This is a genomic window from Cetobacterium sp. NK01, assembly GCF_024506395.1.
Lineage (GTDB): Bacteria > Fusobacteriota > Fusobacteriia > Fusobacteriales > Fusobacteriaceae > Cetobacterium_A > Cetobacterium_A somerae_A.
Window position 1 is genome coordinate 1,458,599 of the sequence record NZ_JANIBO010000001.1, and the last position, 24,744, is coordinate 1,483,342.

The 24,744-nt window shown below is 31.0% G+C and carries 25 protein-coding genes; 23 read left to right on the forward strand and 2 right to left on the reverse strand.

Annotated elements, in window-relative coordinates:
• Nucleotides 1-16: 16 nt before the first annotated feature.
• The 23 genes from NON08_RS07125 (at nt 17) to NON08_RS07235 (ending at nt 23,032) form a co-directional block, all read left to right on the forward strand.
• The gene (locus NON08_RS07125) at nt 17-1,492 is read left to right on the forward strand and encodes a Na+/H+ antiporter NhaC family protein (protein WP_256691233.1); all 1,476 of its coding nucleotides are present in this window, start codon (nt 17-19) and stop codon (nt 1,490-1,492) included.
• A 104-nt stretch (nt 1,493-1,596) separates the two neighbouring features.
• Complete coding sequence (gene ychF, locus NON08_RS07130) at nt 1,597-2,691, forward strand: redox-regulated ATPase YchF (RefSeq protein WP_256690770.1); 1,095 nt, start codon at nt 1,597-1,599, stop codon at nt 2,689-2,691.
• A gap of 89 nt (nt 2,692-2,780) precedes the next feature.
• Nucleotides 2,781-3,263: a YceD family protein gene (locus NON08_RS07135; RefSeq protein WP_256690771.1), complete on the forward strand. Its 483-nt coding sequence runs from the start codon at nt 2,781-2,783 to the stop codon at nt 3,261-3,263.
• Nucleotides 3,264-3,299: 36 nt separating this feature from the next.
• Nucleotides 3,300-3,482: a 50S ribosomal protein L32 gene (rpmF, locus tag NON08_RS07140; RefSeq protein ID WP_023051690.1), complete on the forward strand. Its 183-nt coding sequence runs from the start codon at nt 3,300-3,302 to the stop codon at nt 3,480-3,482.
• Nucleotides 3,483-3,581: 99 nt separating this feature from the next.
• Nucleotides 3,582-4,598, forward strand: a complete 1,017-nt coding sequence (gene plsX, locus NON08_RS07145) for a phosphate acyltransferase PlsX (protein WP_256690773.1) — start codon at nt 3,582-3,584, stop codon at nt 4,596-4,598.
• On the forward strand, nt 4,588-5,580 hold the full coding sequence (locus NON08_RS07150) for a beta-ketoacyl-ACP synthase III (protein ID WP_256690774.1): 993 nt from the start codon (nt 4,588-4,590) through the stop codon (nt 5,578-5,580). The genes plsX and NON08_RS07150 overlap by 11 nt, the downstream gene beginning before the upstream one ends.
• Nucleotides 5,581-5,652: 72 nt before the next feature.
• Nucleotides 5,653-6,558, forward strand: coding sequence for an ACP S-malonyltransferase (gene fabD, locus NON08_RS07155; protein WP_256690775.1), 906 nt, complete (start codon nt 5,653-5,655; stop codon nt 6,556-6,558).
• 86 nt (nt 6,559-6,644) lie between these two features.
• Nucleotides 6,645-6,869, forward strand: coding sequence for an acyl carrier protein (gene acpP, locus NON08_RS07160; RefSeq protein ID WP_256690776.1), 225 nt, complete (start codon nt 6,645-6,647; stop codon nt 6,867-6,869).
• A gap of 74 nt (nt 6,870-6,943) precedes the next feature.
• Nucleotides 6,944-8,182 carry a beta-ketoacyl-ACP synthase II gene (fabF, locus tag NON08_RS07165; protein WP_256690777.1) on the forward strand — a complete coding sequence of 413 codons (1,239 nt, stop codon included), beginning with the start codon at nt 6,944-6,946 and terminating at the stop codon, nt 8,180-8,182.
• A gap of 15 nt (nt 8,183-8,197) precedes the next feature.
• Nucleotides 8,198-8,908: a ribonuclease III gene (rnc, locus tag NON08_RS07170; protein WP_256690778.1), complete on the forward strand. Its 711-nt coding sequence runs from the start codon at nt 8,198-8,200 to the stop codon at nt 8,906-8,908.
• Nucleotides 8,895-9,944 carry an elongator complex protein 3 gene (locus NON08_RS07175; RefSeq protein ID WP_256690779.1) on the forward strand — a complete coding sequence of 350 codons (1,050 nt, stop codon included), beginning with the start codon at nt 8,895-8,897 and terminating at the stop codon, nt 9,942-9,944. Before rnc ends, NON08_RS07175 begins: the two co-directional genes overlap by 14 nt.
• On the forward strand, nt 9,916-11,382 hold the full coding sequence (locus tag NON08_RS07180; RefSeq protein ID WP_256690780.1) for an Rne/Rng family ribonuclease: 1,467 nt from the start codon (nt 9,916-9,918) through the stop codon (nt 11,380-11,382). The genes NON08_RS07175 and NON08_RS07180 overlap by 29 nt, the downstream gene beginning before the upstream one ends.
• 7 nt (nt 11,383-11,389) lie before the next feature.
• Nucleotides 11,390-11,872 carry a pantetheine-phosphate adenylyltransferase gene (coaD, locus tag NON08_RS07185; RefSeq protein WP_256690781.1) on the forward strand — a complete coding sequence of 161 codons (483 nt, stop codon included), beginning with the start codon at nt 11,390-11,392 and terminating at the stop codon, nt 11,870-11,872.
• Nucleotides 11,873-11,874: 2 nt separating this feature from the next.
• Entirely contained in the window at nt 11,875-13,260 is a 1,386-nt protein-coding gene (radA, locus tag NON08_RS07190; protein WP_256690782.1) for a DNA repair protein RadA, read from the forward strand.
• Complete coding sequence (disA, locus tag NON08_RS07195) at nt 13,253-14,314, forward strand: DNA integrity scanning diadenylate cyclase DisA (protein WP_256690783.1); 1,062 nt, start codon at nt 13,253-13,255, stop codon at nt 14,312-14,314. The genes radA and disA overlap by 8 nt, the downstream gene beginning before the upstream one ends.
• Before the next feature lie 89 nt (nt 14,315-14,403).
• On the forward strand, nt 14,404-16,884 hold the full coding sequence (locus NON08_RS07200) for a heavy metal translocating P-type ATPase (protein WP_256690784.1): 2,481 nt from the start codon (nt 14,404-14,406) through the stop codon (nt 16,882-16,884).
• Nucleotides 16,885-16,898: 14 nt separating this feature from the next.
• Nucleotides 16,899-17,186, forward strand: a complete 288-nt coding sequence (locus tag NON08_RS07205) for a metal-sensitive transcriptional regulator (RefSeq protein WP_023051677.1) — start codon at nt 16,899-16,901, stop codon at nt 17,184-17,186.
• Nucleotides 17,187-17,261: 75 nt separating this feature from the next.
• Entirely contained in the window at nt 17,262-18,227 is a 966-nt protein-coding gene (locus tag NON08_RS07210; RefSeq protein WP_256690786.1) for a BMP family lipoprotein, read from the forward strand.
• 65 nt (nt 18,228-18,292) lie between these two features.
• Nucleotides 18,293-19,474 carry a phosphopentomutase gene (locus NON08_RS07215; RefSeq protein WP_256690787.1) on the forward strand — a complete coding sequence of 394 codons (1,182 nt, stop codon included), beginning with the start codon at nt 18,293-18,295 and terminating at the stop codon, nt 19,472-19,474.
• A gap of 22 nt (nt 19,475-19,496) precedes the next feature.
• Nucleotides 19,497-20,201: a purine-nucleoside phosphorylase gene (gene deoD, locus NON08_RS07220; RefSeq protein WP_256690788.1), complete on the forward strand. Its 705-nt coding sequence runs from the start codon at nt 19,497-19,499 to the stop codon at nt 20,199-20,201.
• A gap of 5 nt (nt 20,202-20,206) precedes the next feature.
• Nucleotides 20,207-20,611: a cytidine deaminase gene (cdd, locus tag NON08_RS07225; RefSeq protein ID WP_256690789.1), complete on the forward strand. Its 405-nt coding sequence runs from the start codon at nt 20,207-20,209 to the stop codon at nt 20,609-20,611.
• A gap of 116 nt (nt 20,612-20,727) precedes the next feature.
• Complete coding sequence (locus NON08_RS07230) at nt 20,728-21,438, forward strand: GntR family transcriptional regulator (protein WP_256690790.1); 711 nt, start codon at nt 20,728-20,730, stop codon at nt 21,436-21,438.
• A 175-nt stretch (nt 21,439-21,613) separates the two neighbouring features.
• Entirely contained in the window at nt 21,614-23,032 is a 1,419-nt protein-coding gene (locus tag NON08_RS07235) for an aspartate ammonia-lyase (protein WP_256690791.1), read from the forward strand.
• Nucleotides 23,033-23,074: 42 nt separating this feature from the next.
• Here NON08_RS07235 and bioD read toward each other — a convergent pair whose 3' ends face one another.
• Nucleotides 23,075-23,746: a dethiobiotin synthase gene (gene bioD, locus NON08_RS07240; RefSeq protein WP_256690792.1), complete on the reverse strand. Its 672-nt coding sequence runs from the start codon at nt 23,744-23,746 to the stop codon at nt 23,075-23,077.
• The gene (gene bioB, locus NON08_RS07245; protein ID WP_256690793.1) at nt 23,736-24,725 is read right to left on the reverse strand and encodes a biotin synthase BioB; all 990 of its coding nucleotides are present in this window, start codon (nt 24,723-24,725) and stop codon (nt 23,736-23,738) included. The genes bioD and bioB overlap by 11 nt, the downstream gene beginning before the upstream one ends.
• Between the last annotated feature and the right edge of the window lie 19 nt (nt 24,726-24,744).

Sequence of the window (24,744 nt, forward strand, 5' to 3'; positions counted from 1 at the left end):
TTTTAGGATGAACAGAATAACAGAACTATTAAAATTAAGTCCAGTTGCAGTATTGGCAATGTTAATGTTTATGGGATATGATGCATTAATTGCTGCCCCAATAGCAACAGTATACGCAGCATTAGTTGCAGGGGTTGTAGAAAAGAAAAAAGTAAATGATATAATAGAAGCAGTTATAAATAACGCAAAAGAGATGCAAGTAGCATTCTTTATATTAATGGTTGCATATGCTATGGCTGAAGTATTTATGTCCACAGGAGTTGGAGCATCAATAATAAATTTAGCATTAAATGTAGGTTTAACAGGAAGAACAGTTGCAGTTGTTGGAATTGTTGTGACATCAGTTTTATCTATAGCAACAGGAACAAGCTGGGGAACATTTGCTGCTTGTGCACCTATATTTTTATGGCTTAACCATATTGTAGGAGGAAACATTGCTTTAACAGTAGGAGCGATAGCTGGTGGAGCATGTTTTGGAGATAACATAGGACTTATATCAGATACAACAATAGTAAGTTCTGGAATTCAAAAAGTTGAAGTAATAAAGAGAATAAGACACCAAGGATATTGGTCTGGAATGGTTTTAATTTTAGGAATAGTGGCATTTTATATAGCAGGAGTTGTGATGGGATTACCTACAACTACAGGAGATGCAGCAACAGCTATAGGACAAATACCTGAAGAAGTTTGGACAGTGCTAGCAGAAAAAAGAGAATCGGCGGTAACATTATTAAACCAAGTTAAAACAGGTGTGCCAACTTATATGATAATACCTTTAATTCTTGTTTTAATAGCAGCGTTTAGAGGATTAACAACACTTTTATGTTTGTTTATAGGTATATTTGCAGCATATATATTAGGTATGTTTGCAGGAACAGTTGAAAACACAGGAGCATTTTTAAATCTACTATATTCAGGATTTGAGGGTGCAGGATCTTGGGTAATTGTAATGATGATGTGGGTTGCTGCATTTGGCGGAATTATGAAGCTTATGGATGCTTTCAGACCTTTATCAAATATAGTGGTTGCAGTATCAAAAAATGTAAGACAACTTATGTTTTGTAATGGAGTATTATCGATATTAGGAAATGCCGGTTTAGCAGATGAGATGGCTCAAATAGTTACTATGGGACCAATTATAAGAGAGATTGTTGAGAAAAATGTTGAAGGATCACCAGAGGATATTGAGACACTAAGACTTAGAAATGCAACATTTAGTGATGCTCTAGGAGTGTTTGGATCACAACTAATTCCATGGCATGTATATATAGGATTTTATTTAGGAATAGCTCAAGCTGTTTATCCATTGTATAAATTTAGTGCAATGGATATAATCAAATTCAATTTCTTAGCATTAATAGCAGTATCAACAATTTTAATAGCAACATTAACAGGATTAGATAGATTTATTCCAAGATTTGGATTACCAAGTGAACCAAAAGTAAGATTAAAAAAGGCAACTGTAGAAAATTGTGTAGGTGAAAAAGCTTAAAAATTAAAACCCTTACTAAATAAAGTGAGGGTTTTTTTATTTACAAAAGGTTTTATATATGGTAAAATCTAAAGTAAAATAAAATTTCAGGAGGAATCTCTAAAATGATAGGTATAGGAATAGTAGGACTTCCAAATGTTGGAAAGTCAACTCTTTTTAACGCAATAACAAAAGCTGGAGCGGCAGAAGCAGCAAACTATCCGTTCTGTACAATAGAACCAAACGTAGGAATGGTAACAGTTCCAGATCAAAGATTAGATGAGTTATCAAAAATAATAAATCCCCAAAGAGTTCAACATGCAACAGTTGAATTTGTTGATATTGCAGGTTTAGTTGAGGGAGCAGCAAAAGGAGAAGGACTAGGAAATAAGTTCCTATCAAATATTAGAACTACTGCTGCTATTTGCCAAGTTGTTAGATGTTTTGAAGATGAAAACATTATTCACGTAAGTGGAAGCGTAGATCCAATAAGAGATATTGAAATAATCAATGGAGAGTTAATCTTAGCTGATATGGAGACTATTGAAAAAGCTATAGAAAAACAATCGAAATTATTCAAGGCAAAAAATAAAGAAGCGTTAGTTTTAATGCCAGTTTTAGAAAAGTGTAAAGCTCATTTAGATGAGTATAAAATGTTAAGAACACTAGCATTAACTCCTGAAGAACAAGAGTTAATGAGAACATACCAACTTTTAACACAAAAACCAATGATGTTTGCAGCAAATGTATCAGAAGATGAGTTAGCTACAGGAAACGAATATGTAGAGAAAGTAAAAGAGTATGCAGGGAATTTAGGAGCGGAAGTTGTAGTGGTTTCTGCAAAAGTTGAATCAGAACTTCAAGAGATGGAAGATGAAGATAAAAAAGAGTTTTTAGAAGCTTTAGGTGTAGAAGAGCCAGGTTTAAATAGATTGATAAGAGCAGGATTTAAACTACTAGGATTACAAACTTATTTTACAGCAGGAGTAAAAGAAGTAAGAGCATGGACTATAAAAATAGGTGATACAGCTCCAAAGGCAGCAGGAGAGATCCATACAGATTTTGAAAGAGGATTTATCAGAGCAAAAGTTGTTGGATATGAAGACTTCATAAAATATTCTGGATGGAAAGGAGCTCAGGAAGCTGGAGTTCTAAGACTAGAAGGAAAAGAATATATTGTAAAAGATGGAGACTTAATGGAGTTTTTATTTAATGTATAAAATATAAAGGGTTGTTAAGAAAAATTACTTGACAACCTCTAAAAAAACTAGTAAAATATTAAGGTATTGTAATTATAAGGAGGATAACATTGATAATCAAGCTTAGTGAAATTATTAATGAATCAGAGGTAGCCTTTGATTATGTTGAAAAGACTATGGATTCTATGGACACTCCAGAAGGTGTAACTATAAAAGGAAAAGCCTATAAAGAGGGAAATAGTTATGTAGTTGAAGGGTCTTATAGAGCAGTACTAAGATTAGAGTGTGTTAGATGTTTGGCGGAAATAGAACCTTTAATTCAAGGCGAATTTAAAGGAGAATATCTAGATCCGAAAGAATATTCTAAGTATATGTCTAGTCTGAAGCCAGAAGAGGAGTTTGGAGACAAACATTTTGAAGAAGCTGTAAATAGCGAAATAAATATCTCAAATCTGGTTAGAGAATATATAATACTTGATTTGTCACAATATGAGGCATGTCTTCCAGAGTGTTCGGATACTTCTGAAGTAGAGAAATACTCTAAAGAAGATGTTGACCCAAGATGGCAGCAATTATTAGACATAAAATTTTAAATTTTTAAATATGAATGTATTAGGAGGGAAACTAAGATGGCAGTACCTAAGAAGAAAACTTCGAAAGCTAAGAAAAACATGAGAAGATCTCACCACGCATTAACAGGTTCTACTTTAGCTACTTGTGACAAATGTGGAGCACCAAGAAGACCGCACAGAGTTTGTCTTGCATGTGGAGATTACAACGGAAAGCAAGTATTAGCTACTGAAGTAGAGTAATATCTTATAAAAAAAAGCGGGATAGTTAAATCTTGCTTTTTTTTATTTCCCAAAATATGATATAATACTTAATAATTATATATTGATTGAGGAGAAAATATGAGAATCGCTTTAGATGCCATGGGTGGAGATTTTGCACCTTTTGAAACAGTAAAAGGAGCAGTACAGGCTTTAGATGAACTAAAAAATTTAACTGTGGTTTTAGTTGGAAAAAAAGAAAAAATAGAAGAAGAATTAAAAAAGTATACATATGATAAAAATAGAATAGAGATCTTTGATGCTAGAGAAGTGGTAGAAATGACAGATGACCCAATGACGGCTGTAAAAACAAAAAAAGATTCATCTATGAATAGAATGTTAGAGCTAGTAAAATCAGGAGATGTAGAAGCGTCAGTTTCTGCTGGTAATACAGGAGCTCTAATTAGTGCTAGTCAATTGAAACTAAGAAGAATAAAAGGAGTTTTAAGACCGGCCATAACAACAATATTTCCTAGTAAAAAAAGAGATATAGTTCTAATGGATGTTGGAGCTAATGCAGATTGTAGACCTGAATTCATAAACCAATTTGGATTAATGGGATCATTGTATTACGAAGAAATGTTCGGAGTAAATAATCCAAGAGTTGGATTGCTCAATATTGGAACGGAAGAGGGAAAAGGAAATGAAATAACAAGAGAAGCCTTTAATCTTCTAAAAAATAATGATAAAATAAACTTTATAGGAAATATAGAGAGTAGAGAGATGATGGACGGAGATGTAGATGTAGTTGTAACTGATGGTTTTACAGGAAATATGGTCTTGAAAACAGCTGAAGGTACAGCTAAATTTATATTTTCTATATTAAAAGATGAAATTCAAAAAAGTTTATTAGGAAAAATAGGAGCTCTTTTTCTAAAGCCTATTTTTAAAAATTTAAAAAGAAAATTGGATTCTTCTGAATATGGAGGAGCATTATTTTTAGGAATAAATGGAATCTCTATAAAAGCTCACGGGAATTCAACAGCTAGAGGAATAAAAAATGCTTTAAAAGTTGCCAATAAGTTTGCTGAAGACAAATTTATAGATAGATTAACAGAGGTAATGAAACAGAGCCAAGGAGGAAGCGATGAAGCTTAAAAATGTAGGTATAATAGGATTAGGAACATATGTTCCAGAAAATGTAATGACAAATTTTGATTTTGAAAAAATTATAGATACATCAGATGAGTGGATTAGAACAAGAACTGGAATAGAGGAAAGAAGGTTTGCAAGTGAAAATCAAGCTACATCAGATCTTGGAGCAGAAGCATCGAAAAAAGCTTTAGAAAAAGCTGGAATCTCTGCAGAAGATATAGATATGATAATTTTAGCTACAACAACACCTGATTATCCAATTCAAAGTACAGCTTGTGTTGTGCAAGAGTTAATAGGAGCTGTGAATGCAGCAGCAGTTGATATAAATGCGGCTTGTAGTGGATTTGTATATGCATTAACAATGGCAAAAGGACTTATATCATCAGGAATGAATAAAAAAATATTAGTTATAGGAGCAGAAGTTCTTTCGAAATGTGTAGATATGCAAGATAGAAATACTTGTGTTTTATTTGGAGACGGAGCAGCAGCAGCAGTAGTAGCAGAAGTAGAAGATGGATACGGAATGATATCTCAATTCTTAGGAGCTGAAGCCGATATAAAAGGGGCTTTAAGAACACCAGCAGGTGGAACTAGAAAACCATTAAGTCAAGAAGTTTTAGATGAGAGATCTAACTTTTTACAAATGAAAGGGCAAGATGTGTTTAAGTTTGCTGTAAAAGCTCTTCCAAAAGCGACATTAGAAGCTTTAGAGGGTGCAAATTTAAAAGCAGAGGATATAGACATGGTATTTCCACATCAAGCAAATGTAAGAATAATTGAAGCAGCTTCAAAAAGACTTGAAATTCCAATGGAAAAATTCTATTTAAATTTAAATAGATATGGAAATACTTCTTCAGCTTCAATAGGATTAGCTTTAGGAGAAGCTCTAGAGAAAGGGCTTGTTAAGAAAGGAGATACAATTGCTTTAACAGGATTTGGAGCAGGGTTAACATATGCATCAATGATTATAAAGTGGTCGTATTAAATTTAAAATTGACATAGTAAAAATAATATGGTATATTAAAAAACACATGTTATTTATAAAAAAGGAGTTAAGATGAGTAAAATAGCTTTTGTTTTTCCTGGTCAAGGTACACAGTATGTTGGAATGGGAAAAGAACTTTATGAAAATAACGAAATAGCTAAAAAGGAGTTTGATAAGATCTTCTCTAATTTAGATTTTGATTTAAAAGCGGTTATGTTTGAAGGAACTGAGGAAGAGTTAAAAGATACTAAAAATACTCAACCAGCAATAGTCGCTATGAGTTTAGTTTTAGAAAAATTATTAAGAGCAAAAGGAATAAATCCAGATTTTGTAGCAGGACATTCAGTAGGAGAATACTCAGCAATAGGATCTGCTGGATTTTTATCAATGGAAGATACAGTAAAGTTAACTTCTTTAAGAGGAAGAGCTATGAGCAAAGTTTCAGGAGAAGTTTCAGGAACAATGGCAGCAATAATAGGGCTTGATTCTGATAAAATAGTTGAAACTTTAAAAGAAATTGACGGAGTTGTGGAAGCTGTAAATTTCAATGAACCAAAGCAAACTGTAATAGCTGGAGAAAAAGAAGCTATTGGAAAAGCTTGTATTGCTTTAAAAGAAGCAGGAGCAAGAAGAGCTATGGAATTAGCTGTTTCAGGACCATTTCACTCGAGTTTAATGCAACCAGCTGGACAAATACTAAAAGAAGCTTTAGAAGAGTTTAAGTTTAAAAATTCTGAGATACCATTAATAGCTAATACTACAGCAAAAGAAATAACAACAGTAGAGGAATTAAAAGAAGAGTTATACAGACAAAGTTTTGGACCTGTAAAATGGGTAGATACAATAACGACTTTAAAAGATAATGGAGTGACGACTATATATGAGATTGGGCCAGGAAAAGTATTGAATGGCTTAATAAAGAAAATTGATAAAGAGATTGAAGTTATCAATGTAGAAAAACTTTCAGATTTAGCTTAGTCTTTTAAAGATTATAAAACTTGAAAAAATATATTAAATTTGCTAATATATTAATATAAATAATTTAAAAATTAGGAGGAAAACAAATGTTAGATAAAATAAGAGAAATAGTTGTAGAGCAATTAGGAGTTGACGCTGATCAAGTAACTTTAGAGGCAAACTTCGTAGAGGATTTAGGAGCAGATTCATTAGATACTGTTGAGTTAATAATGGCTTTTGAAGAGGAGTTCGACGTAGAGATTCCTGATACAGAAGCAGAGAAAATTAAAACTGTTCAAGATGTTGTAAACTACATTGAGGCAAATAAGTAAGATAAATTCAAAGGGGTATGAAAGTACCCCTTTAGTTATATTTTTTGGAAAAATAATAAAGAGGTGGATAAATAATGAGAAGAGTAGTTGTAACAGGAGTTGGTTTAATAACTTCACTGGGAACTGGGACGGAAAAATCTTGGGAAGCTATAAAAGCTGGAAAATGTGGAATAAAAGAGATTAAATCTTTTGATACAACAGAGAGTGCTGTTAAGATAGCAGGAGAGGTTACTGACTTTGATCCAACTGAGTTTGGAATAGAAAAAAAAGAGGTAAAAAAATTAGCTAGAAATACACAATTTGCAATTGCCGCTGCAAAAATGGCATTAGAGGACTCAGGTCTTGTTATAGATGAAAAAAATGCAACTAAAGTTGGAACAATTGTATCGTCAGGAATTGGTGGAATAGAAATTTTTGAAGATCAATATGGAACAATGTTAGAAAAGGGAGCAAGAAGAATATCTCCATTTACAATTCCAGCTATGATAAATAACATGGCATCAGGAAATGTAGGAATATATTTTGGAGCTAAAGGGCCTAATAAGGCTGTAGTAACAGCATGTGCGGCAGGAACTCACTCAATTGGTGATTCTTATGAGATGATAAAATCAGGAAGAACAGATGCAATGATTACAGGTGGAACAGAAGCTTGTATAACAAAGTTTGCTATAAATGCTTTTGCAAATATGAAAGCTTTATCGACTAGAAATGATGAGCCACAAAAAGCTTCAAGACCTTTTACAGCAGATAGAGACGGATTTGTTATGGGAGAGGGAGCAGGAATTCTTATTTTAGAAGAGTTAGAATCAGCAAAAGCAAGAGGAGCAAAAATATATGCAGAAGTAGTAGGATACGGTGAAACTTGCGATGCTTATCACATAACATCTCCAGCAGAAGGTGGAGAAGGAGCAACAAGAGCATTTGTTATGGCTATGGAAGAGGGAAATATAAAACCTGAAGAAGTTGGATATATTAACGCTCATGGAACATCAACACCAGCTAATGATAGAAATGAAACTGCTGCAATAAAAGATGCTTTCGGTGAAGCAGCATATAAGATGAATATATCTTCAACAAAAGGTGCAACAGGGCATGGATTAGGAGCAGCAGGTGGAATTGAAGGAGTAATTTTAGCTCTATCAATAGCAGAAGGGGTAGTACCACCTACTATAAACTTAGATAATCCAGATCCAACATTAGATTTAAACTATACTCCGAATGAAATGGTAAAAAGAGAGATTGAAGTTGCAATGTCAAGTTCATTAGGATTTGGTGGACATAATGCTGTAATAGCAATGAGAAAATATAAATAAAAAAGGAGAAGATAAGTGAAAAAATCATATCTAGAATTAGAAGATAAAATAGGTTATACCTTTAATAATAAGGAACTATTAAAAAATGCACTTATCCATAGATCTTTTGGTAATGAACACGCTAAATACAGAAAGTTAAATAATGAGAGACTAGAACTGCTAGGAGACGCAGTTCTAGATCTTATTGTAACAGAGTATTTATATAAAAGTTATCCAAATGCTTTGGAAGGAGATTTAGCAAAGTTAAAAGCTATGGTAGTAAGTGAGCCTGTATTGGCAAAGATATCAAAAAATTTAGATTTTGGTCAATATTTAATGCTAAGTAAAGGTGAAGAATTAACAGGTGGAAGAGAAAGAAACTCGATATTAGGAGATGTTTTTGAAGCTATATTAGGAGCAATCTATTTAGATTCAGATTTTGTAACAGCTAAAAATATAGCCATGAAATATTTAAAATATCCAATTGAACATATAAATGAAAATGAAGATATACTTGATTTTAAAACAATATTGCAGGAGTACAGTCAGAAAGAATATAAGATAATCCCAACGTATCAAGTAGTAAGCGAAGTGGGACCAGATCATTTAAAAGTTTTTGAGGTTGTTGCAATTATAAAAGATGATTTAAAAGGATATGGAAAAGGAAAAAATAAAAAAAGTGCAGAACAATCAGCAGCAAAAGATATCTGCAAAAATTTGGGAGTAAAACTTTATGAAACACTATAATATTCCAATTTTTATAAGTCATTTTGGATGTCCAAATGATTGTGTTTTCTGTAATCAAAAAAAAATTAATGGTAGAGAAACAGATGTAACTACAGAAGATATAAAAAGTATAATTGAAACATACTTAAAAACTCTTCCAAAAAAATCCAAGAAAGAGGTGGCTTTTTTTGGTGGAACTTTTACAGGAATTTCTATAAAATTGCAAGAGGAATATCTAGCTGTAGTTTATGAATATATAAAAAAAGGTTTTGTTGATGGAATAAGGTTATCTACAAGACCAGATTATATAAATAAAGAGATAGTAGATATGCTAAAAAAATATGGAGTAACTACTGTAGAGTTAGGAGTTCAATCGTTAGATGAACAAGTATTAATTCAAACACATAGATTTTATCCGATGGAGAAAGTATATATAGCTTCACGATTAATAAAAGAAGCAGGTATTGAATTAGGGATACAACTTATGTTAGGATTACCTGGATCTAGTGATGAAAGTGATTTTTTAAGTGCAATAAAAACAGTTGAATTAAAACCTGATATAGCTAGAATATATCCAACATTAGTTATAAAAGAAACTGAAATGGCAGACATGTTTAAAAAGGGAAGATATATTCCTTTATCACTAAACGAAGCAATAAAAAGATGTAAAAAAATATACTCACTTTTAGATTATAATAATATAAATATTGTTAGAGTTGGATTGCAACCAACTGAAGAATTAAATGATAATGAGAATGTCTTAGGGGGACCATTCCATCCAGCTTTTCGTGAATTAGTAGTTGGTGAAATATATTATGATTTTCTAAAAAAAATAAATGATATAGAGGAAAAGTTAGAAGTAGAAACAAATGAACGGAATGTTTCCAAAATTGTAGGAATAAATAAAATTAATAGAGAAAAATTAGGAAAGAATCTAAAGATTAAAATAAATAATACAATGAAGATAGATGCAATTAAAGTCAATGAAAAGATTTACTCGTGGAAACAGGTTCTTAGGGGAGAGATAGATGAACCAAGTAATAATAAATACCAATAAATTTAAAACAAGAGCAGCAGTTTTAGAGAATGGAAAAGTTATGGAAGTTCATATTGAAAGAGAGGGAGAAGGGACATTAAACGGTAATATATATAAAGGAAAGGTTGCCAATGTTTTACCTGGGATGGAATCAGCTTTTGTCAATATAGGACTTGAAAAAAATGGATTTTTGTATGTTAAGGATTTGAGAGATTTTGAAGAGAAATATTTAATAGGAATAGCAAATAGTGTAAAGCCAATTGATGAACTTCTAAATGTTGGTGATGATGTAGTAGTTCAAGTTTTAAGTGATCCAAGAGGAAGTAAAGGTGCTAGAGTAACTACTCACTATACAATTCCTGGAAAGTTTTTAGTGTTGATGCCAAATAATAATCATATCGCCATTTCTAAAAAAATAAAAAATGAAGTAGAAAGAGAAAGGTTAGAAAAATTATTTACAGAAATAGTTCCTGAAGGAATGGGAGTTATTATAAGAACAGCAGCAGAAGGAAAAAGTATTTATCACTTTGAAAAAGAATTGCAATATTTAATTAAAAAATGGGAAGAAATAGAGGTTAAAATAAAACAATCAAAAATAGGTGATCTTTTATATAAAGATAATGGTATTGTAAGCAAAGTATTAAGAGATATCATAGGTAATGATATAGATGAAATAATTGTTGATAATGAAGAGGTTTATTGGGAGATAATAGACTATGTAAGAGCTTTTACTGAAGGTATACCTAAAATGAAAATAAAATTATACTCTGAAAAAGAGGAGATTTTCTATAAATATGGAATTCAAAAAGAGATAGAAAAATCTTTAGAAACTACTACTATGTTAGAGTGTGGAGGATCTATTGTAATTGAAAAAACAGAAGCATTAGTAAGTATAGATGTTAATACTGGTAAGAATATTGGAAGTATGAGCTTAGAAGAAACTGTTGTTAAAACAAATATAGAAGCAGCAGAAGAGATAGCAAGACAACTTAGAATAAGAAATTTAAGTGGTATAATAATAATAGACTTTATCGATATGAAAATTGAAGAAGATAAAGAAAAAGTACTAAAGGTTTTAGAAGAGAATTTAGTGAAAGATAGAGTTAAAACTAATATAATTCATTTTACTGATTTAGGATTAGTTGAGATGACGAGAAAAAGATTAGGAAAACCACTTAGCTATTATTTTCAAGATGAATGTCCTATGTGTAAGGGAACTGGTAAAATAAAAGGAAGTAGAGCAATTGTTGAAAATATAATAAAAGAGCTAAAAGATATAATACAAGAAAAAGATATAAAAAAAGTAAAAATAGTTACAAAACCTTCTGTAAAAGAGAAAATAGAAGAAATTTATTTAGAATTTATAAAAGCTCTTTTACAAAATTCTGGAAAATCAATTGAAATAACTAGTAAAAATAGGGATTTATTAAAAGACTATGAAATAATATTAGAAAGTTAGGTGTCGAATGAAATTAGCTTTATATTCAGGAACGTTTGATCCTATAACAAAAGGACATAAAGAGATAATAAAAAGAGCTAGTAAAATGTGTGATAAATTAGTTGTTGCAGTTTTAAATAATAACTCGAAAAAAACATTGTTTTCTTTAGAAGAGCGTAAAGAAATGGTTGAAGAAACCTTAAAAGGAATAAAAAATATAGAGGTAGTTGAACATAGTGGACTCTTAGTTGATTATATGAAAGAAATAAAGTGTCGATATATAATCAGAGGATTGAGAGCTGTAATAGACTATGAATATGAGTTATCTTTAGCTTATGGAAATTACGATATATCCGAAGGTGAGATAGAAACAGTTTTTATTCCAGCATCTAAAGAGTACTTATATGTAAGTTCTTCTGTTGTTAGAGAACTAGCCCTATATAATGGTAAATTAGACAATTATTTAGATGAATATGTAATAGAAAAGATAAAAAAAAGATTTAAGGAGTAATGATGGCAAAGGCAAAAAGTTTTTATGTATGTAGTGAATGTGGTTTTAAAACTATAAAATGGATGGGAAAATGTGATGGATGCGGTGAGTGGGGAACTTTTGAAGAGGAAATCGAAATTTCACCTATAGCAGCTAAAAGTATAAAATCATCCACAAATTCATTAGTTAATATACAAGAAAAAGTAGTTTCATTTGCCAATGTCCAAATCGAAAAAAATTTTAGATATAAAACTAAAATATCTGAATTTGACAGAATCCTAGGTGGAGGCTTAGTAAAGGGAGAAGTTGTTTTAATAACAGGTAATCCAGGAATTGGAAAGTCAACTTTGCTTTTACAGACAGCTAAAGAATATACAGAATATGGCGATGTTCTTTATGTTTCAGGAGAGGAATCGCCAGCTCAGATAAAATCTAGAGGTGAGAGATTAGGGATATATTCAGAGAATCTTTATTTAATGTCAGAAACAGATATTCAGAGTATATATGAGTATGTTATTACAAAAAAACCAAAAATAGTTATTGTTGATTCGATTCAAACACTGTATAATTCAGATGTAGATTCTATTCCAGGGACACCTACCCAAATAAGAGAGTGTACTTTGAAAATTATAGAACTTGCTAAAAAAAATGAAGTTTCATTTTTTATAGTGGGTCATATAACGAAAGATGGTAAAGTTGCAGGACCGAAATTATTAGAACATATGGTTGATGCTGTATTCCATTTTGAGGGAGAAGAAGGACTTTTTTATAGAATACTAAGAAGTTTGAAAAATAGATTTGGTTCTACAAATGAGTTAGCAGTATTTAGTATGGAAGATACAGGAATTCATGAAGTTAAAAATTCTTCAGAATTTTTCTTAAGCGAAAGAGATGAAAAAAATATTGGAAGTATGGTAGTTCCTGTTTTAGAAGGAACTAAAGTTTTTCTTTTAGAGATACAAACCCTTTTAACAGATTGTACAATTGGAATACCTAAAAGGATTGTTCAGGGGTTTGATAGAAATAGAATGCAAATATTAACAGCAATTGCGGAAAAAAGAATGGGATTAAGTTTAGGAATGAAGGACCTTTTTATAAATATTCCAGGTGGACTGTCTATAAATGATCCAGCAGCGGACTTAGGGGCTTTAATATCTATAGTTTCTCTATATAGAAATGTAGCTATTAGTCAAAAAATAGCAGCTATTGGTGAATTGGGTTTAAGAGGAGAAATAAGAAAAGCTTTCTTTATAGATAGAAGACTAAGAGAATTAGAAAAGTTAGGATTTAAAGGGGTTTATGTTCCGGAAGCAAATAGAAAAGAGATAGAAAAAAATAGTTATAAATTAAAGATAATATATTTAAAAAATTTAGAAGAATTTTTAGAGAGGATGAGTAAAGATGAATAACCCAGAATTCTTAGAGATTCTTTCTCTTTTGGCTCCAGGAACAAGATTAAGAGAGGGAATACATAATGTTTTAGATGGTGAAATGGGAGCTTTAATAGTTGTTGGTCTAGATAATGAGGTTCAAAAAATTATGGACGGGGGATTTGAAATAAATTGTGAATATACACCAGAGAAATTATTTGAATTGTGTAAAATGGATGGAGCTATAATATTAGATTCTGATATAACAAGAATTCATTCAGCAAATGTTCATTTACAACCAAGTATGAGATTTTCAACAAATGAAAGTGGTACAAGACATAGAACAGCTCAAAGAGTAGCAAAACAAACAGATAAATTGGTAATTGCTGTATCCGAAAGAAAAAAAGTTGTAACTATATATAAGGGAGAAATGAAACATAGGCTCAGAAATACTCCAGATTTAATGGGAGAAGCATCACAAGGTTTAAATACTTTAGAGCGTTACAGATTTGTTTTAGATAAAGCTTTAGGTAATTTAACAATTCTTGAATTAGATGATTTAGTTACACTATACGAAGTAACTGTTGTATTACAAAGATTTGAAAAAGTAACAAGAATATTTCAAGAAATGAATGCTTATATGACTGAATTAGGAGTCGATGGAAGACTTGTCAGACTACATTTAAATGATTTAATCCAAGATATAGAAAGCGAGAAAGAAGATTTTTTAAGAGATTATTGGAATTGTTCTAACTCTCCTTTTGATTTAGATGAAATAACAGATAGACTATCTAAATTAACTGATGATGAATTAAAAGAACTAGAAAAATTATCAGCAGTTTTAGATTACGGAAAAACATACTCAACTTTGGGCAATAGAGTAACACCAAAGGGATATAGAATTTTAGATAAAATAACAAAATTAACAAAAAGAGATATTGATAAAATAGTAAATAATTATGGAAATTTATCGAAAATACAAGAAGCTTCAACAGAAGAGCTTTTAGAAATAAAAGGAATCAGTAAATTTAAAATAAAAGCAATTCAAACAGGTTTAAAGAGATTGAAGGTAACAGTTGAATTAGAAAAATAAAAATCTACTCAATAAAGAGTGGATTTTTTTTTATTTGTATGTTATTATCATACTATAGGGGTGTACCCTATAAAATAGGAGGTGTTAAAATGGAAAAAAGATATAGAATTGGGAATGTTACTTGTCAAAGTTGTGTGGCATTAATAGAAAAAATATTAACATCTACACAAGGAATTAATAATGCTAAAGTAAATTTAGCTACAGAAGAATTGTTTGTTAATTTTGATGAAAAAGTTATAAAGGAAGAGGATGTAAAAAATAAAATTGTTCCTCTAGGATATACTTTAGAAGAGATTAAAGATTTGAAAACAGTTATCTTTTCAATTAAGGGATTGCATTGTCAAAGTTGTGTAGGAACTGTAGAAAAAATAATTTCAGGAATGAAGGGAGTAGATTCGATAGTTGTAAATTTAGCTACAGAAAAGGCTACAATAACTTATGATTCGGCTATAGTAAAACTATCAGAAGTATTCCATTTAATAGCAAAGTTTGGATATACAGGAGAGAGAATAACAGAAGAGGTAATAGATAGAAGAGCAGAAGAGAAAAAATTAGAACTAAAAAGAGAATTTAATGAATTTTTAATAGCTATAATCTTTGGAGCAATAATATTTTACATATCAATGGGAAGTATGATAGGGTTACCTGTACCAAATGTAATTCATTATGATACAAATCCACTATTGTTTGCAATGATTCAACTGATTCTTTCAATACCAGTTGTTTATGTTGGTAGAGATTTTTATATATCGGGATTAAAAAAATTAAAATCCAAAACTCCTAGTATGGATTCTTTAATAGCTTTAGGAACAGGAGCAGCATTCATATACAGTTTATATGGAACGTTTAAAATATATGAAGGTGATTTACATTTTGTTCATAATCTTTATTATGAATCAGGGGTAGTGATAATTGCTTTAATATCTTTGGGAAAATATTTAGAAAATGTGAGTAAAGGAAAGACATCTGAAGCTATAAAAAAATTAATGAGTTTACAAAGTAAAAGAGCAAATCTTTTTAGAAATGGAAAAATAGTAACAGTTGATATAGAAGAAGTTGAAGTAGGAGATGTTCTTTTGATTAAACCAGGAGAATCAATTCCTACAGATGGAGTTGTAATAGATGGTATTTCAAGTGTTGATGAAGCAATGTTGACAGGAGAGAGTATACCTGTAAAAAAAATAGATGGAAGTAAAGTTTATGGAGCTACTATAAATGGAACTGGGAGTTTAAAAATAGAAGTTACAGAAACTGGAGAAAATACAACTCTTTCTAGAATAATAAGACTTGTTGAAAATGCTCAAGGTTCAAAAGCTCCAATAGCTAGAATGGCAGATGTTATATCTAGTTATTTTGTACCAGTAGTTATTGCAATAGCAGTAATCTCAAGTTTAACATGGTATATTGTAGGAACTTTAGGATTAGTATCACTAAATGAAACGCCAAGTGTGTTTGCTTTAACAATATTGATTTCAGTTCTAGTAATAGCGTGTCCTTGTTCTTTAGGGCTAGCTACTCCCACAGCTATAATGGTTGGAACAGGAAGAGGAGCAGAGTTAGGAATTTTAATAAAATCAGGAGAAGCTTTAGAAAAAACTTGTAAGGTCGATACTGTTGTATTTGATAAAACTGGTACAATAACTATGGGGAGACCTACAGTAACAAATATATTATCTAATAGATTGGAAGAAAATGTACTCTTAAAAGTAGTTGGAAGTTTAGAACAAAATTCAGAACATCCTTTAGCAGATGCTATTATGAGAGAGGTAAACTTAAGAAAACTTGAGATGTTTAGTGTGAGAAGTTTTAATTCGGTTACAGGAGAAGGGGTTACAGGAACATTAGAAGATACCCCTGTTGGAGATGTAGAAGTAATAGTAGGTAATAAAAAAATAATGGATAGATATAATATCAATATAGAAGAGCATTTAGAAGAGGGAGCAAAACTATTTGATGAAGGAAAGACAGTTATATACATAGCAGCTAAGGATACATATCTTGGAATGATAGCAATAGCAGATAAAGTTAGAGAAAGCTCTAAAGTTGTTATTGAAGAGTTAAAAAATATTGGGATAGATGTTATAATGTTAACTGGTGATAATGAGAGAACAGCGAGAGCAATTGCAAAAGAAGTTGGATTGACAAAAGTTATAGCAGAGGTATCTCCTGAGCAAAAATATTCACAAATAAAGAAACTACAAATTTCAGGTAAAAAAGTAGCAATGGTTGGAGATGGAATTAATGACTCACCCGCATTAACACAAGCTGATATAGGAATTGCTGTGGGTGGAGGAGCGGATATTGCTTTAGAAAGTGCAGATATAGTTTTGATGAGTAAAAATATAAAAGATGTACCAAAAGCTATAGAGTTAAGTAGAGCAACGATGAAAAATATAAAGCAAAATTTATTTTGGGCATTTATATATAATGGCCTAGGAATACCTGTGGCTGCAGGAATACTGTATCCATTTACAGGACATCTTTTAAATCCTATGATAGCTGGAGCAGCAATGGCAATGAGTTCTGTTTCTGTTGTTTCAAATGCCTTGAGATTAAAGTGGTTTAAATAGTAACAGGAGGATTTATGGAAGATAATTGTTCAAATAAAATATGTGGTGACAAAAAGAAGCTTATTGCAAGAGCAAATAGAGTAGAAGGACAAATTAGAGGAATAAAAAGAATGATAGAAGAAGATGCTTATTGTGATGATGTACTAAATCAAATATCATCAGCTAAAGCAGCTTTAGATGGAATAGCAAAAGTTATACTAGAAAATCATTTGAGAAAGTGTGTTGTATCAGGGATAAAAAATAATGAAGAGAACAAAGTAATCGATGAATTAATATATACATTAGGAAAAATGATGAAATAATAGTAAATTTTTCTTTGATTTAAGTTAATAATATGTTAAAATTCTACTAGTATAAAGTTATTTAGGAGGGTGTTAATGAGAAAAATAGTTACTTTTGTAATGTCAATGATGTTAGCAATTGGATTATTTGCAGCAAAACCAACTAGAGTAGGAATAGTTCTTTCTACTGGAGGGTTGGGAGATAAGTCATTTAATGACGCTGCTTACAGAGGATTAGAGCAAGCACAAAAAGAGTTAGGGATTGAATTTAAATATGTTGAACCTGCTTCTCCTGCAGAGGATGAAGAGTTTTTAAGAGAGTATGCTGAAGCTGGATATGATTTGATAATAGCTACAGGATTCCAAATGACAGAATCAGCAAGAACAGTTGCAGCGGACTATCCAGATGCAAAGTTTTTAATGATTGATGATGTAGTAGATTTACCAAATGTTAAGTCAATGGTATTTAAAGAGGAAGAGGGATCTTTCTTAGTTGGAGTTATAGCTGGATTAATGACAAAAAATAATGCAGTTGGATTTGTTGGAGGAATGGAAAATCCTTTAATTAAAAAATTCGAAGTTGGATTTAAGCAAGGTGCAGAGTATGTAAATCCTAAGGTTAAATTCTTCTCTGTATACACAACTGGACCAAATCCATTTAATGACCCAGTAAGAGGTAAAGAAAATGCAATTTCTGAAATCAATCAAGGTGCAGATGTAATATATCATGCAGCTGGTGGAACAGGAATGGGAGTTATCGCAGCAGCAAAAGAAAAGGGTGTATTTGCTATTGGAGTTGACTCAAATCAAGATGGTGTAGAGCCAGGAACTGTATTAACATCAATGTTAAAAAATGTTGATGTTGGAGTTTTTGATACAATAAAAGCTTTAACTAAAGGAGAGTTTGTACCAGGATTAGCTGTTTATGGAGCTAAAGAAAATGGAGTTGGAGTAACAGATTTCCAATTTACAAAAGAGATTATAGGTGCAGAAAAACTTGCTAAATTTGAAGAAATAAAAGCTAAATTAATGGCTGGAGAAATTAAGGTAAGTGATAAATAATAAATGGGGGGCTGGTCATATTTGATCAGCCTTTTGTTACCTCATAAAAAAGGAGATGGATTACTATGGAAAAAATAGAAAGAGTTACACTAATAGTACTTGACAGTGCTGGAGTTGGGGCTTTACCAGATGCGAAAGAGTTTGGAGATGAGGGGACAAATACACTAGGAAATATAGCCCTTGCAACAGGTGGATTAAATCTAAAGAATATGGAGAGATTAGGTTTAGGAAATATAACAGAAATTCTGGGAGTTGATAAAACAAACGTTGCTTCTGGAGCTTATGGAAAAGCACTAGAGCTTTCTAAAGGGAAGGACACAACAACAGGTCATTGGGAGATTGCAGGAATAGTTCAAGAGAAAGCATTCCCAACTTATGCCAATGGATTTCCAAAAGAGACAATAGAAGCTTTTGAAAAAGCTACTGGAAGAAAAGTAATTTGCAATTTACCATATTCAGGAACAGATGTTTTAGATGTTTATGGAGAAGAACAATTAGCTACAGGAGCTTGGATAGTTTATACATCAGCAGACCCAGTATTTCAAATTGCAGCAAACGAGGAGTTAATTAGTTTAGATGAGCTTTATTCAGCGTGTAAAAAAGCACTAGAAATATGTAGCGAGCTATCTCCAGTAGCGAGAGTTATAGCAAGACCTTATACAGGGAAAAGAGCTGGAGAGTTTGTTAGAACATCAAATAGACATGATTATTCAGTGGAACCTCCAATTGAAAGCATGCTAGATAGAATAAAAAAATCAGGATTAGATGTAATTGGAATTGGAAAAACAAGTGATATTTTTGCTGGTGTGGGAATAACTGAAAGCAGAGGAACAAATAAAGATAATTTAGATGGTATTTTAAAAACTATAGATGAACTAAAAAAAGATACAAAAGGAATTATATTTACTAATTTAGTTGATTTTGATATGAAATATGGTCATAGAAGAGACCCAAAAGGGTATAAATTAGCTTTAGAAGAATTTGATAACTATTTACCTGAGATAATGGAAAATTTAAAAGAAAATGAAATACTTGTTTTAACTGCAGACCATGGATGTGACCCTACATACAAAGGAAGTGATCACACAAGAGAGTATATTCCAGTATTAGTGTACGGGAAAAATTTAAAAGAAAATGTTGATTTAGGAGTCCAAGAAGGGTTTTCAACAATAGCTGCAACAATAGAGGAGCTTTTATTAGGAAGAACAAACTTAAAAGGAAGCTTTGCTGATAAAATAACAAAATAAAAAGACCAATTAGGAGGGTAAAATGAGTGTACATATAGGAGCAAAAAAGGGAGAAATAGCAGAAACAGTATTATTACCAGGAGATCCATTAAGAGCTAAATGGATAGCAGAAACATTTTTAGAAGATGTTGTTTGTTATAATGAAGTTAGAGGTATGTATGGATTCACGGGAACTTATAAAGGGAAAAGAATTTCTGTTCAAGGAACAGGAATGGGAGTTCCATCAATATCAATATATGTAAATGAACTTATAAGAGAGTACGGAGTAAAAAATCTTATTAGAGTTGGAACGGCAGGTTCATACAGAGAAGATGTAAAAGTAAGAGATGTAATTTTAGCGATGTCATCATCAACAACTTCAGGAATGAATAGACTTAGATTTGGTGGAGCAGATTATGCCCCTACAGCAGACTTTGGATTATTTATGAAAGCTGCTGAAGCTGCTAAAGCAAAAGGAATAGCAGTAAAAGGTGGAAATGTATTAACAGCAGATGAGTTTTACGGAGATAATTTCGAATCTTATAAAAAATGGGCAGAATTTGGAGTTTTATGTGTTGAGATGGAAACAGCTGCACTTTATACTATAGCAGCTAAGTATAATGCGAAAGCTTTAACTATATTAACAATTTCAGATTCGTTAGTAACTGGAGAAGAAACAACATCTCAAGAAAGACAGACAACTTTAAGAGATATGATAGAAATTGCATTAGAAAGTGTAGCGGAGTAATTATTATGAAAAAACAATTAGACAAAAAAATAATTTTAGAATATATTGATAAGGCTATCGCAGCAAGAGAGAATGCTTATGCACCATACTCGAAGTTTAAAGTGGGAGCAGTATTAGTAGATGAAAATGGAAACGAAACATCAGGCGCAAATATAGAAAATGGTTCTTATGGACTTTCTAATTGTGCAGAAAGAAGTGCAATTTTTGCTGCGGCAAGTAAAGGTATGAGAAAAATAAAATTAATAGCTGTTGTAGCAGATACAACAGGACCTGTAAGTCCGTGTGGAGCATGTAGACAGGTTATAAAAGAGTTTGCAAATGATGATACAGTAATTATTTTAGGGAATTTAAAAAGAGATTACAAAATAATGTCAATGGAAGAATTATTACCATATGGATTTGAACTATAGTGTAAAATAGAGGTGTATATCACCTCTATTTTTTATGTTGAAATATTGAGTTTGACAAAGTAACTAGTATATTCTATTATAAAGATATATTTAAAATTAAATTTTAGGAGGAAGTAATGTCAAGAGAAAATAGCAACTCTGCTTACGCATACAAGATATTAAAGAGAAATATATTTGAATTAAATTTAAAACCAGGAAGTGAACTTAGTGAAAAAGTTATAGGTGAAAAATTAGGAATGAGTAGAACTCCTATTAGGGAAGCTTTGATTCTTTTAAAGCATGATCAATTAATAGAAAGCATTCCGCAAAAAGGAACTTTTGTAACGAAAATTAGTGCTCAAAAAGTTCTTGAGGCAAAAGTTTTAAGAGTTGCTTTAGAAACAGCAGCTTTTGAAAGAGTAATAGAAACTTTAGATGAAGAGTTTATAGAGGATTTAAGAACAAACATAAAAATGCAAAGAGTATATTGTGAGGGAAATCGTAATTATTTAGAATTTCATAAAATGGATAATGACTTCCATAAAATGATATTTGAAAAAGCAGGAATTCCAGGATTGTGGGAGCTAGCTTTAAATGGAACGGGTCATTATCAAAGGGTTCGTGTTTTAAATGCTAAAAATAAAACTAGTGATATATCTGTTGTTAAAGAACACGAAGAAATACTAGAGGCTCTAGAAAAAAAAGATATAGAAAAATTAAGAGGAATGTTAGAACATCATTTAGGAAGAACACTTCTAAAATTAAAAAAATTAGAAGCTGAAAATCCAGAATATTTTGAAATTAAAGAAGAAGTTTCTAAAGATGATACATTTATATTATTAAAATAAAAATGTATTAAAAATACCTTGACTTTTAAAAAAAAACCAGTATACTTTAAAACATAAAAGCACGAATGAACGGATAAAGAACGAAATGTTTATTTTCAAAAAGAAACAAAATGAAAATAAAATTTTATACTTTGGATTTTTATGTTCTGGGGAAAATAAAGGGAAGGTGAAAAAGTTGGAGAAGTTTAGATTAGAAAGTGATTCAATAGGAGTATTAGAGGTACCTGTGCATGCATATTATGGAGTTCAATCATTGAGAGGTAAAAATAATTTTCATATTACTGGATATAAATTAGGAAATGATTTTATAAAAGCTTTGGCATACGTAAAAAAAGCTTCGGCCATTGCAAACTTAGAAGCAGGAATGTTAGATGAGGAAATTGTAGAAGCTATTGTTAAAGCATCTGAAGAGATTATAGAAGGGAAATTTATAGATCAATTCATAACTGATGTTATTCAAGGTGGGGCAGGGACATCAATGAATATGAATATGAATGAGGTTATTGCTAATAGAGCTGGGGAACTATTAGGTGGAGAATTGGGAAAATATGATAAAGTTCATCCAAATGATCATGTAAACTACGGGCAATCAACGAACGATGTAATTCCTACAGCTGGAAAATTAGCTTTACAAATGATGTCTGATGAATTATTGAAAACTTTAGAGAGATTAAACGAAACTCTGTTGAATAAAAGTATAGAGTTTGATAATGTTATAAAAATGGGTAGAACTCATTTACAGGATGCAGTGCCTATTAGATTAGGACAAGAGTTTAAAGCTTATGCTCAGCCTATAGCAAGAGATATAAAAAGAATAAAGATGGCTCTAGAAGATTTAAAAACTGTTAATATGGGAGCTACAGCAGTAGGAACAGGTATTAATGCAGATACTAAATATGTAGAGGATGTTGTTAGAATTTTATCAGAAGTTACAGGAGTTAACTTTATTCAAGCTGATGATTTAGTTGATGGAACAAGAAATTTAGATAGTTTTGTATGGCTATCTTCAGCACTTAAGGTTACAGCAGTTAACTTATCAAAAATGGCTAATGATTTAAGATTAATGGCTTCAGGACCAAAAACAGGGTTAGCTGAAATCAACTTACCTCAGCAACAACCAGGATCATCAATAATGCCAGGAAAAGTAAATCCTGTGATTCCAGAAGTTATGAATCAAGTTTGTTTTCAAATTTTTGGAAATGATCAAACAGTAACTAAAGCTGCTGAAGCAGGACAGCTAGAATTAAATGTATTTGAACCGGTATTATTTTTTAATCTTTTTCAATCTATAGAAATTTTAAAAAATGGTGTAAATACATTGATAGATAATTGTTTAGTTGGAATTACGGCTAATAAAGAAAGATGTCAACAATTAGTTGATATGAGTGTTGGAACGATAACAGCGTTAAATCCTCATATAGGTTATAAAAATGCAGCAGATATAGCAAAAACATCTATAAAAACTGGAGTATCAGTTGTAGATTTGATTTTAGAAAGAAAGTTGTTAACAAAAGAGGAGTTAGATATAATTTTAAATCCTTTTGAGATGACGAAGCCAGGGATACCAGGAAAGAGTTTGTTGAAAAATAGATAAAAATTTAATAAAAAACGATCTACGTACAAGTAGATCGTTTTTTTATTTACATAAAAAAGAAATAAGTTTTTCCTGTGAAATGATTTCATCACCATTTTTAATAACAATATGATTTTTTATTTTACTAGTTTCTAAAACTACTTTTATATTATCAGCTTCATAGAATTCACCAGTGTAGTTGTTAAAGATAACACCTTGAACTGGAATATTTTTTTCCTTTAAAAAATTAATTGTAAGCATTGTATGATTTATAGATCCAACTTTTGTTGAACAAACAAGTATAACTGGAATATTTAAGTCTTTTATGAAATCAAACATGAAGTATTGATTACGAATTATAGGAACATATATTCCGCCGGCAGCTTCAATAAAAGTTGTTTGGTATTTAGAACTTAAGGTATTCCACTGTTTGAAAATATTTTCCATAATAATGGGGATATTTTCTAATTCAGAAGCTAAATGAGGAGAAACAGGAGTTTTAAAAAGATAAGTAGTCATCTCATCTTTTAGTGTAACTTCACTAAAATCACATAAAAACTTAGGATCTAATGGAACTAAATTTTCATTTTCTAAGTAACATCCTGTTTGAAAAGGTTTATAGTAACCTATATTATAATCTTTTAGAGATTTAAAGATAAGAGAAGAAACGTAGGTTTTTCCGATATCAGTATCTGTTCCTATAATAAAATAACCAATATTCACTTTATTTATCAAGAATAAACCCCTCCTTTATAATCATCTCTTTATCAGATGAGATTGTACTTCCTGTAGTTGTTAAAAAGTTTCCTGTTAAAGCTGAATTTATTCCACCTTTAATTCCTTGAACTTCCAAATTACCTAATTGTAGTCTTCCTCCAGCATATCTTAAAGAAGAATCAGGAAGAATAAAACGATAAATTGCAATAGTTTTAATAATTTCCATAGGTTCTAGAGGTTGATAATTTTCCATAGGTGTTCCAGGAATAGGAGTTAAAAAATTTAAAGGTATTGATTTAATGTTTAGCTCTCTTAATTCAAAAGCCATATTAAGCCTATCAATAGAAGTTTCACCTAAACCAAATATTCCTCCACTACAAACTTCTAATCCTGCTTGTTGAGCAATTAAAACTGTATCAACTCTATCTTGGAAAGTATGAGTAGTACAAATTTTATCGTAAAACTCTCTAGAAGTTTCAAGGTTGTGGTGATATGTTTTTACACCAGCCTCTTTTAAAGCTTTTGCAGATTCTTTTGTAAGTAGACCATGAGAGGCACAAAGATGAATGTTTGAATTTTTATTTATAAATTTATAAATATTGGAAATCTCTAGTGTCTCTTTTGAAGAAAATAGCCCTCTTCCACTTGTAACTAAAGCAAACCTATTTGCGCCTTCTCTTTCTACATCTAGAGCAAGCTTTAAAGCTTCGTCTTTATTTGTCAAGGGATATACAGGAGAAGATGTTTTAAAATGCGCTGATTGAGCGCAATATTTACAATCTTCTGGGCATTTTCCTGACTTTGCATTCATAATAGTACAAAGATTAAAATTATCTCCACAAAAGAACTTTCTAATTTCGTTTGCACAATTAGATAAAAACAAAATATCATCTAATTGTGTTGTAACGTCTAAATCTAAGAGTCGTTTAGCTTCATCAAAAGAGATTTGCTTACCGTTAAGTATATTTTTTTTTAAAGTAAGAATAAAGTCTTTCAAATTAATAGTCACCTCTAAA

Bases quoted from the DNA above. Each gene is read 5' to 3' on its own strand.
- ychF (WP_256690770.1), top strand. From the start codon at position 1,597: ATGATAGGTATAGGAATAGTAGGACTTCCAAATGTTGGAAAGTCAACT.
- rpmF (WP_023051690.1), top strand. From the start codon at position 3,300: ATGGCAGTACCTAAGAAGAAAACTTCGAAAGCTAAGAAAAACATGAGA.
- plsX (WP_256690773.1), top strand. From the start codon at position 3,582: ATGAGAATCGCTTTAGATGCCATGGGTGGAGATTTTGCACCTTTTGAA.
- NON08_RS07150 (WP_256690774.1), top strand. From the start codon at position 4,588: ATGAAGCTTAAAAATGTAGGTATAATAGGATTAGGAACATATGTTCCA.
- fabD (WP_256690775.1), top strand. From the start codon at position 5,653: ATGAGTAAAATAGCTTTTGTTTTTCCTGGTCAAGGTACACAGTATGTT.
- acpP (WP_256690776.1), top strand. From the start codon at position 6,645: ATGTTAGATAAAATAAGAGAAATAGTTGTAGAGCAATTAGGAGTTGAC.
- fabF (WP_256690777.1), top strand. From the start codon at position 6,944: ATGAGAAGAGTAGTTGTAACAGGAGTTGGTTTAATAACTTCACTGGGA.
- NON08_RS07175 (WP_256690779.1), top strand. From the start codon at position 8,895: ATGAAACACTATAATATTCCAATTTTTATAAGTCATTTTGGATGTCCA.
- NON08_RS07180 (WP_256690780.1), top strand. From the start codon at position 9,916: ATGAACCAAGTAATAATAAATACCAATAAATTTAAAACAAGAGCAGCA.
- coaD (WP_256690781.1), top strand. From the start codon at position 11,390: ATGAAATTAGCTTTATATTCAGGAACGTTTGATCCTATAACAAAAGGA.
- radA (WP_256690782.1), top strand. From the start codon at position 11,875: ATGGCAAAGGCAAAAAGTTTTTATGTATGTAGTGAATGTGGTTTTAAA.
- disA (WP_256690783.1), top strand. From the start codon at position 13,253: ATGAATAACCCAGAATTCTTAGAGATTCTTTCTCTTTTGGCTCCAGGA.
- NON08_RS07200 (WP_256690784.1), top strand. From the start codon at position 14,404: ATGGAAAAAAGATATAGAATTGGGAATGTTACTTGTCAAAGTTGTGTG.
- NON08_RS07205 (WP_023051677.1), top strand. From the start codon at position 16,899: ATGGAAGATAATTGTTCAAATAAAATATGTGGTGACAAAAAGAAGCTT.
- NON08_RS07210 (WP_256690786.1), top strand. From the start codon at position 17,262: ATGAGAAAAATAGTTACTTTTGTAATGTCAATGATGTTAGCAATTGGA.
- NON08_RS07215 (WP_256690787.1), top strand. From the start codon at position 18,293: ATGGAAAAAATAGAAAGAGTTACACTAATAGTACTTGACAGTGCTGGA.
- deoD (WP_256690788.1), top strand. From the start codon at position 19,497: ATGAGTGTACATATAGGAGCAAAAAAGGGAGAAATAGCAGAAACAGTA.
- cdd (WP_256690789.1), top strand. From the start codon at position 20,207: ATGAAAAAACAATTAGACAAAAAAATAATTTTAGAATATATTGATAAG.
- NON08_RS07230 (WP_256690790.1), top strand. From the start codon at position 20,728: ATGTCAAGAGAAAATAGCAACTCTGCTTACGCATACAAGATATTAAAG.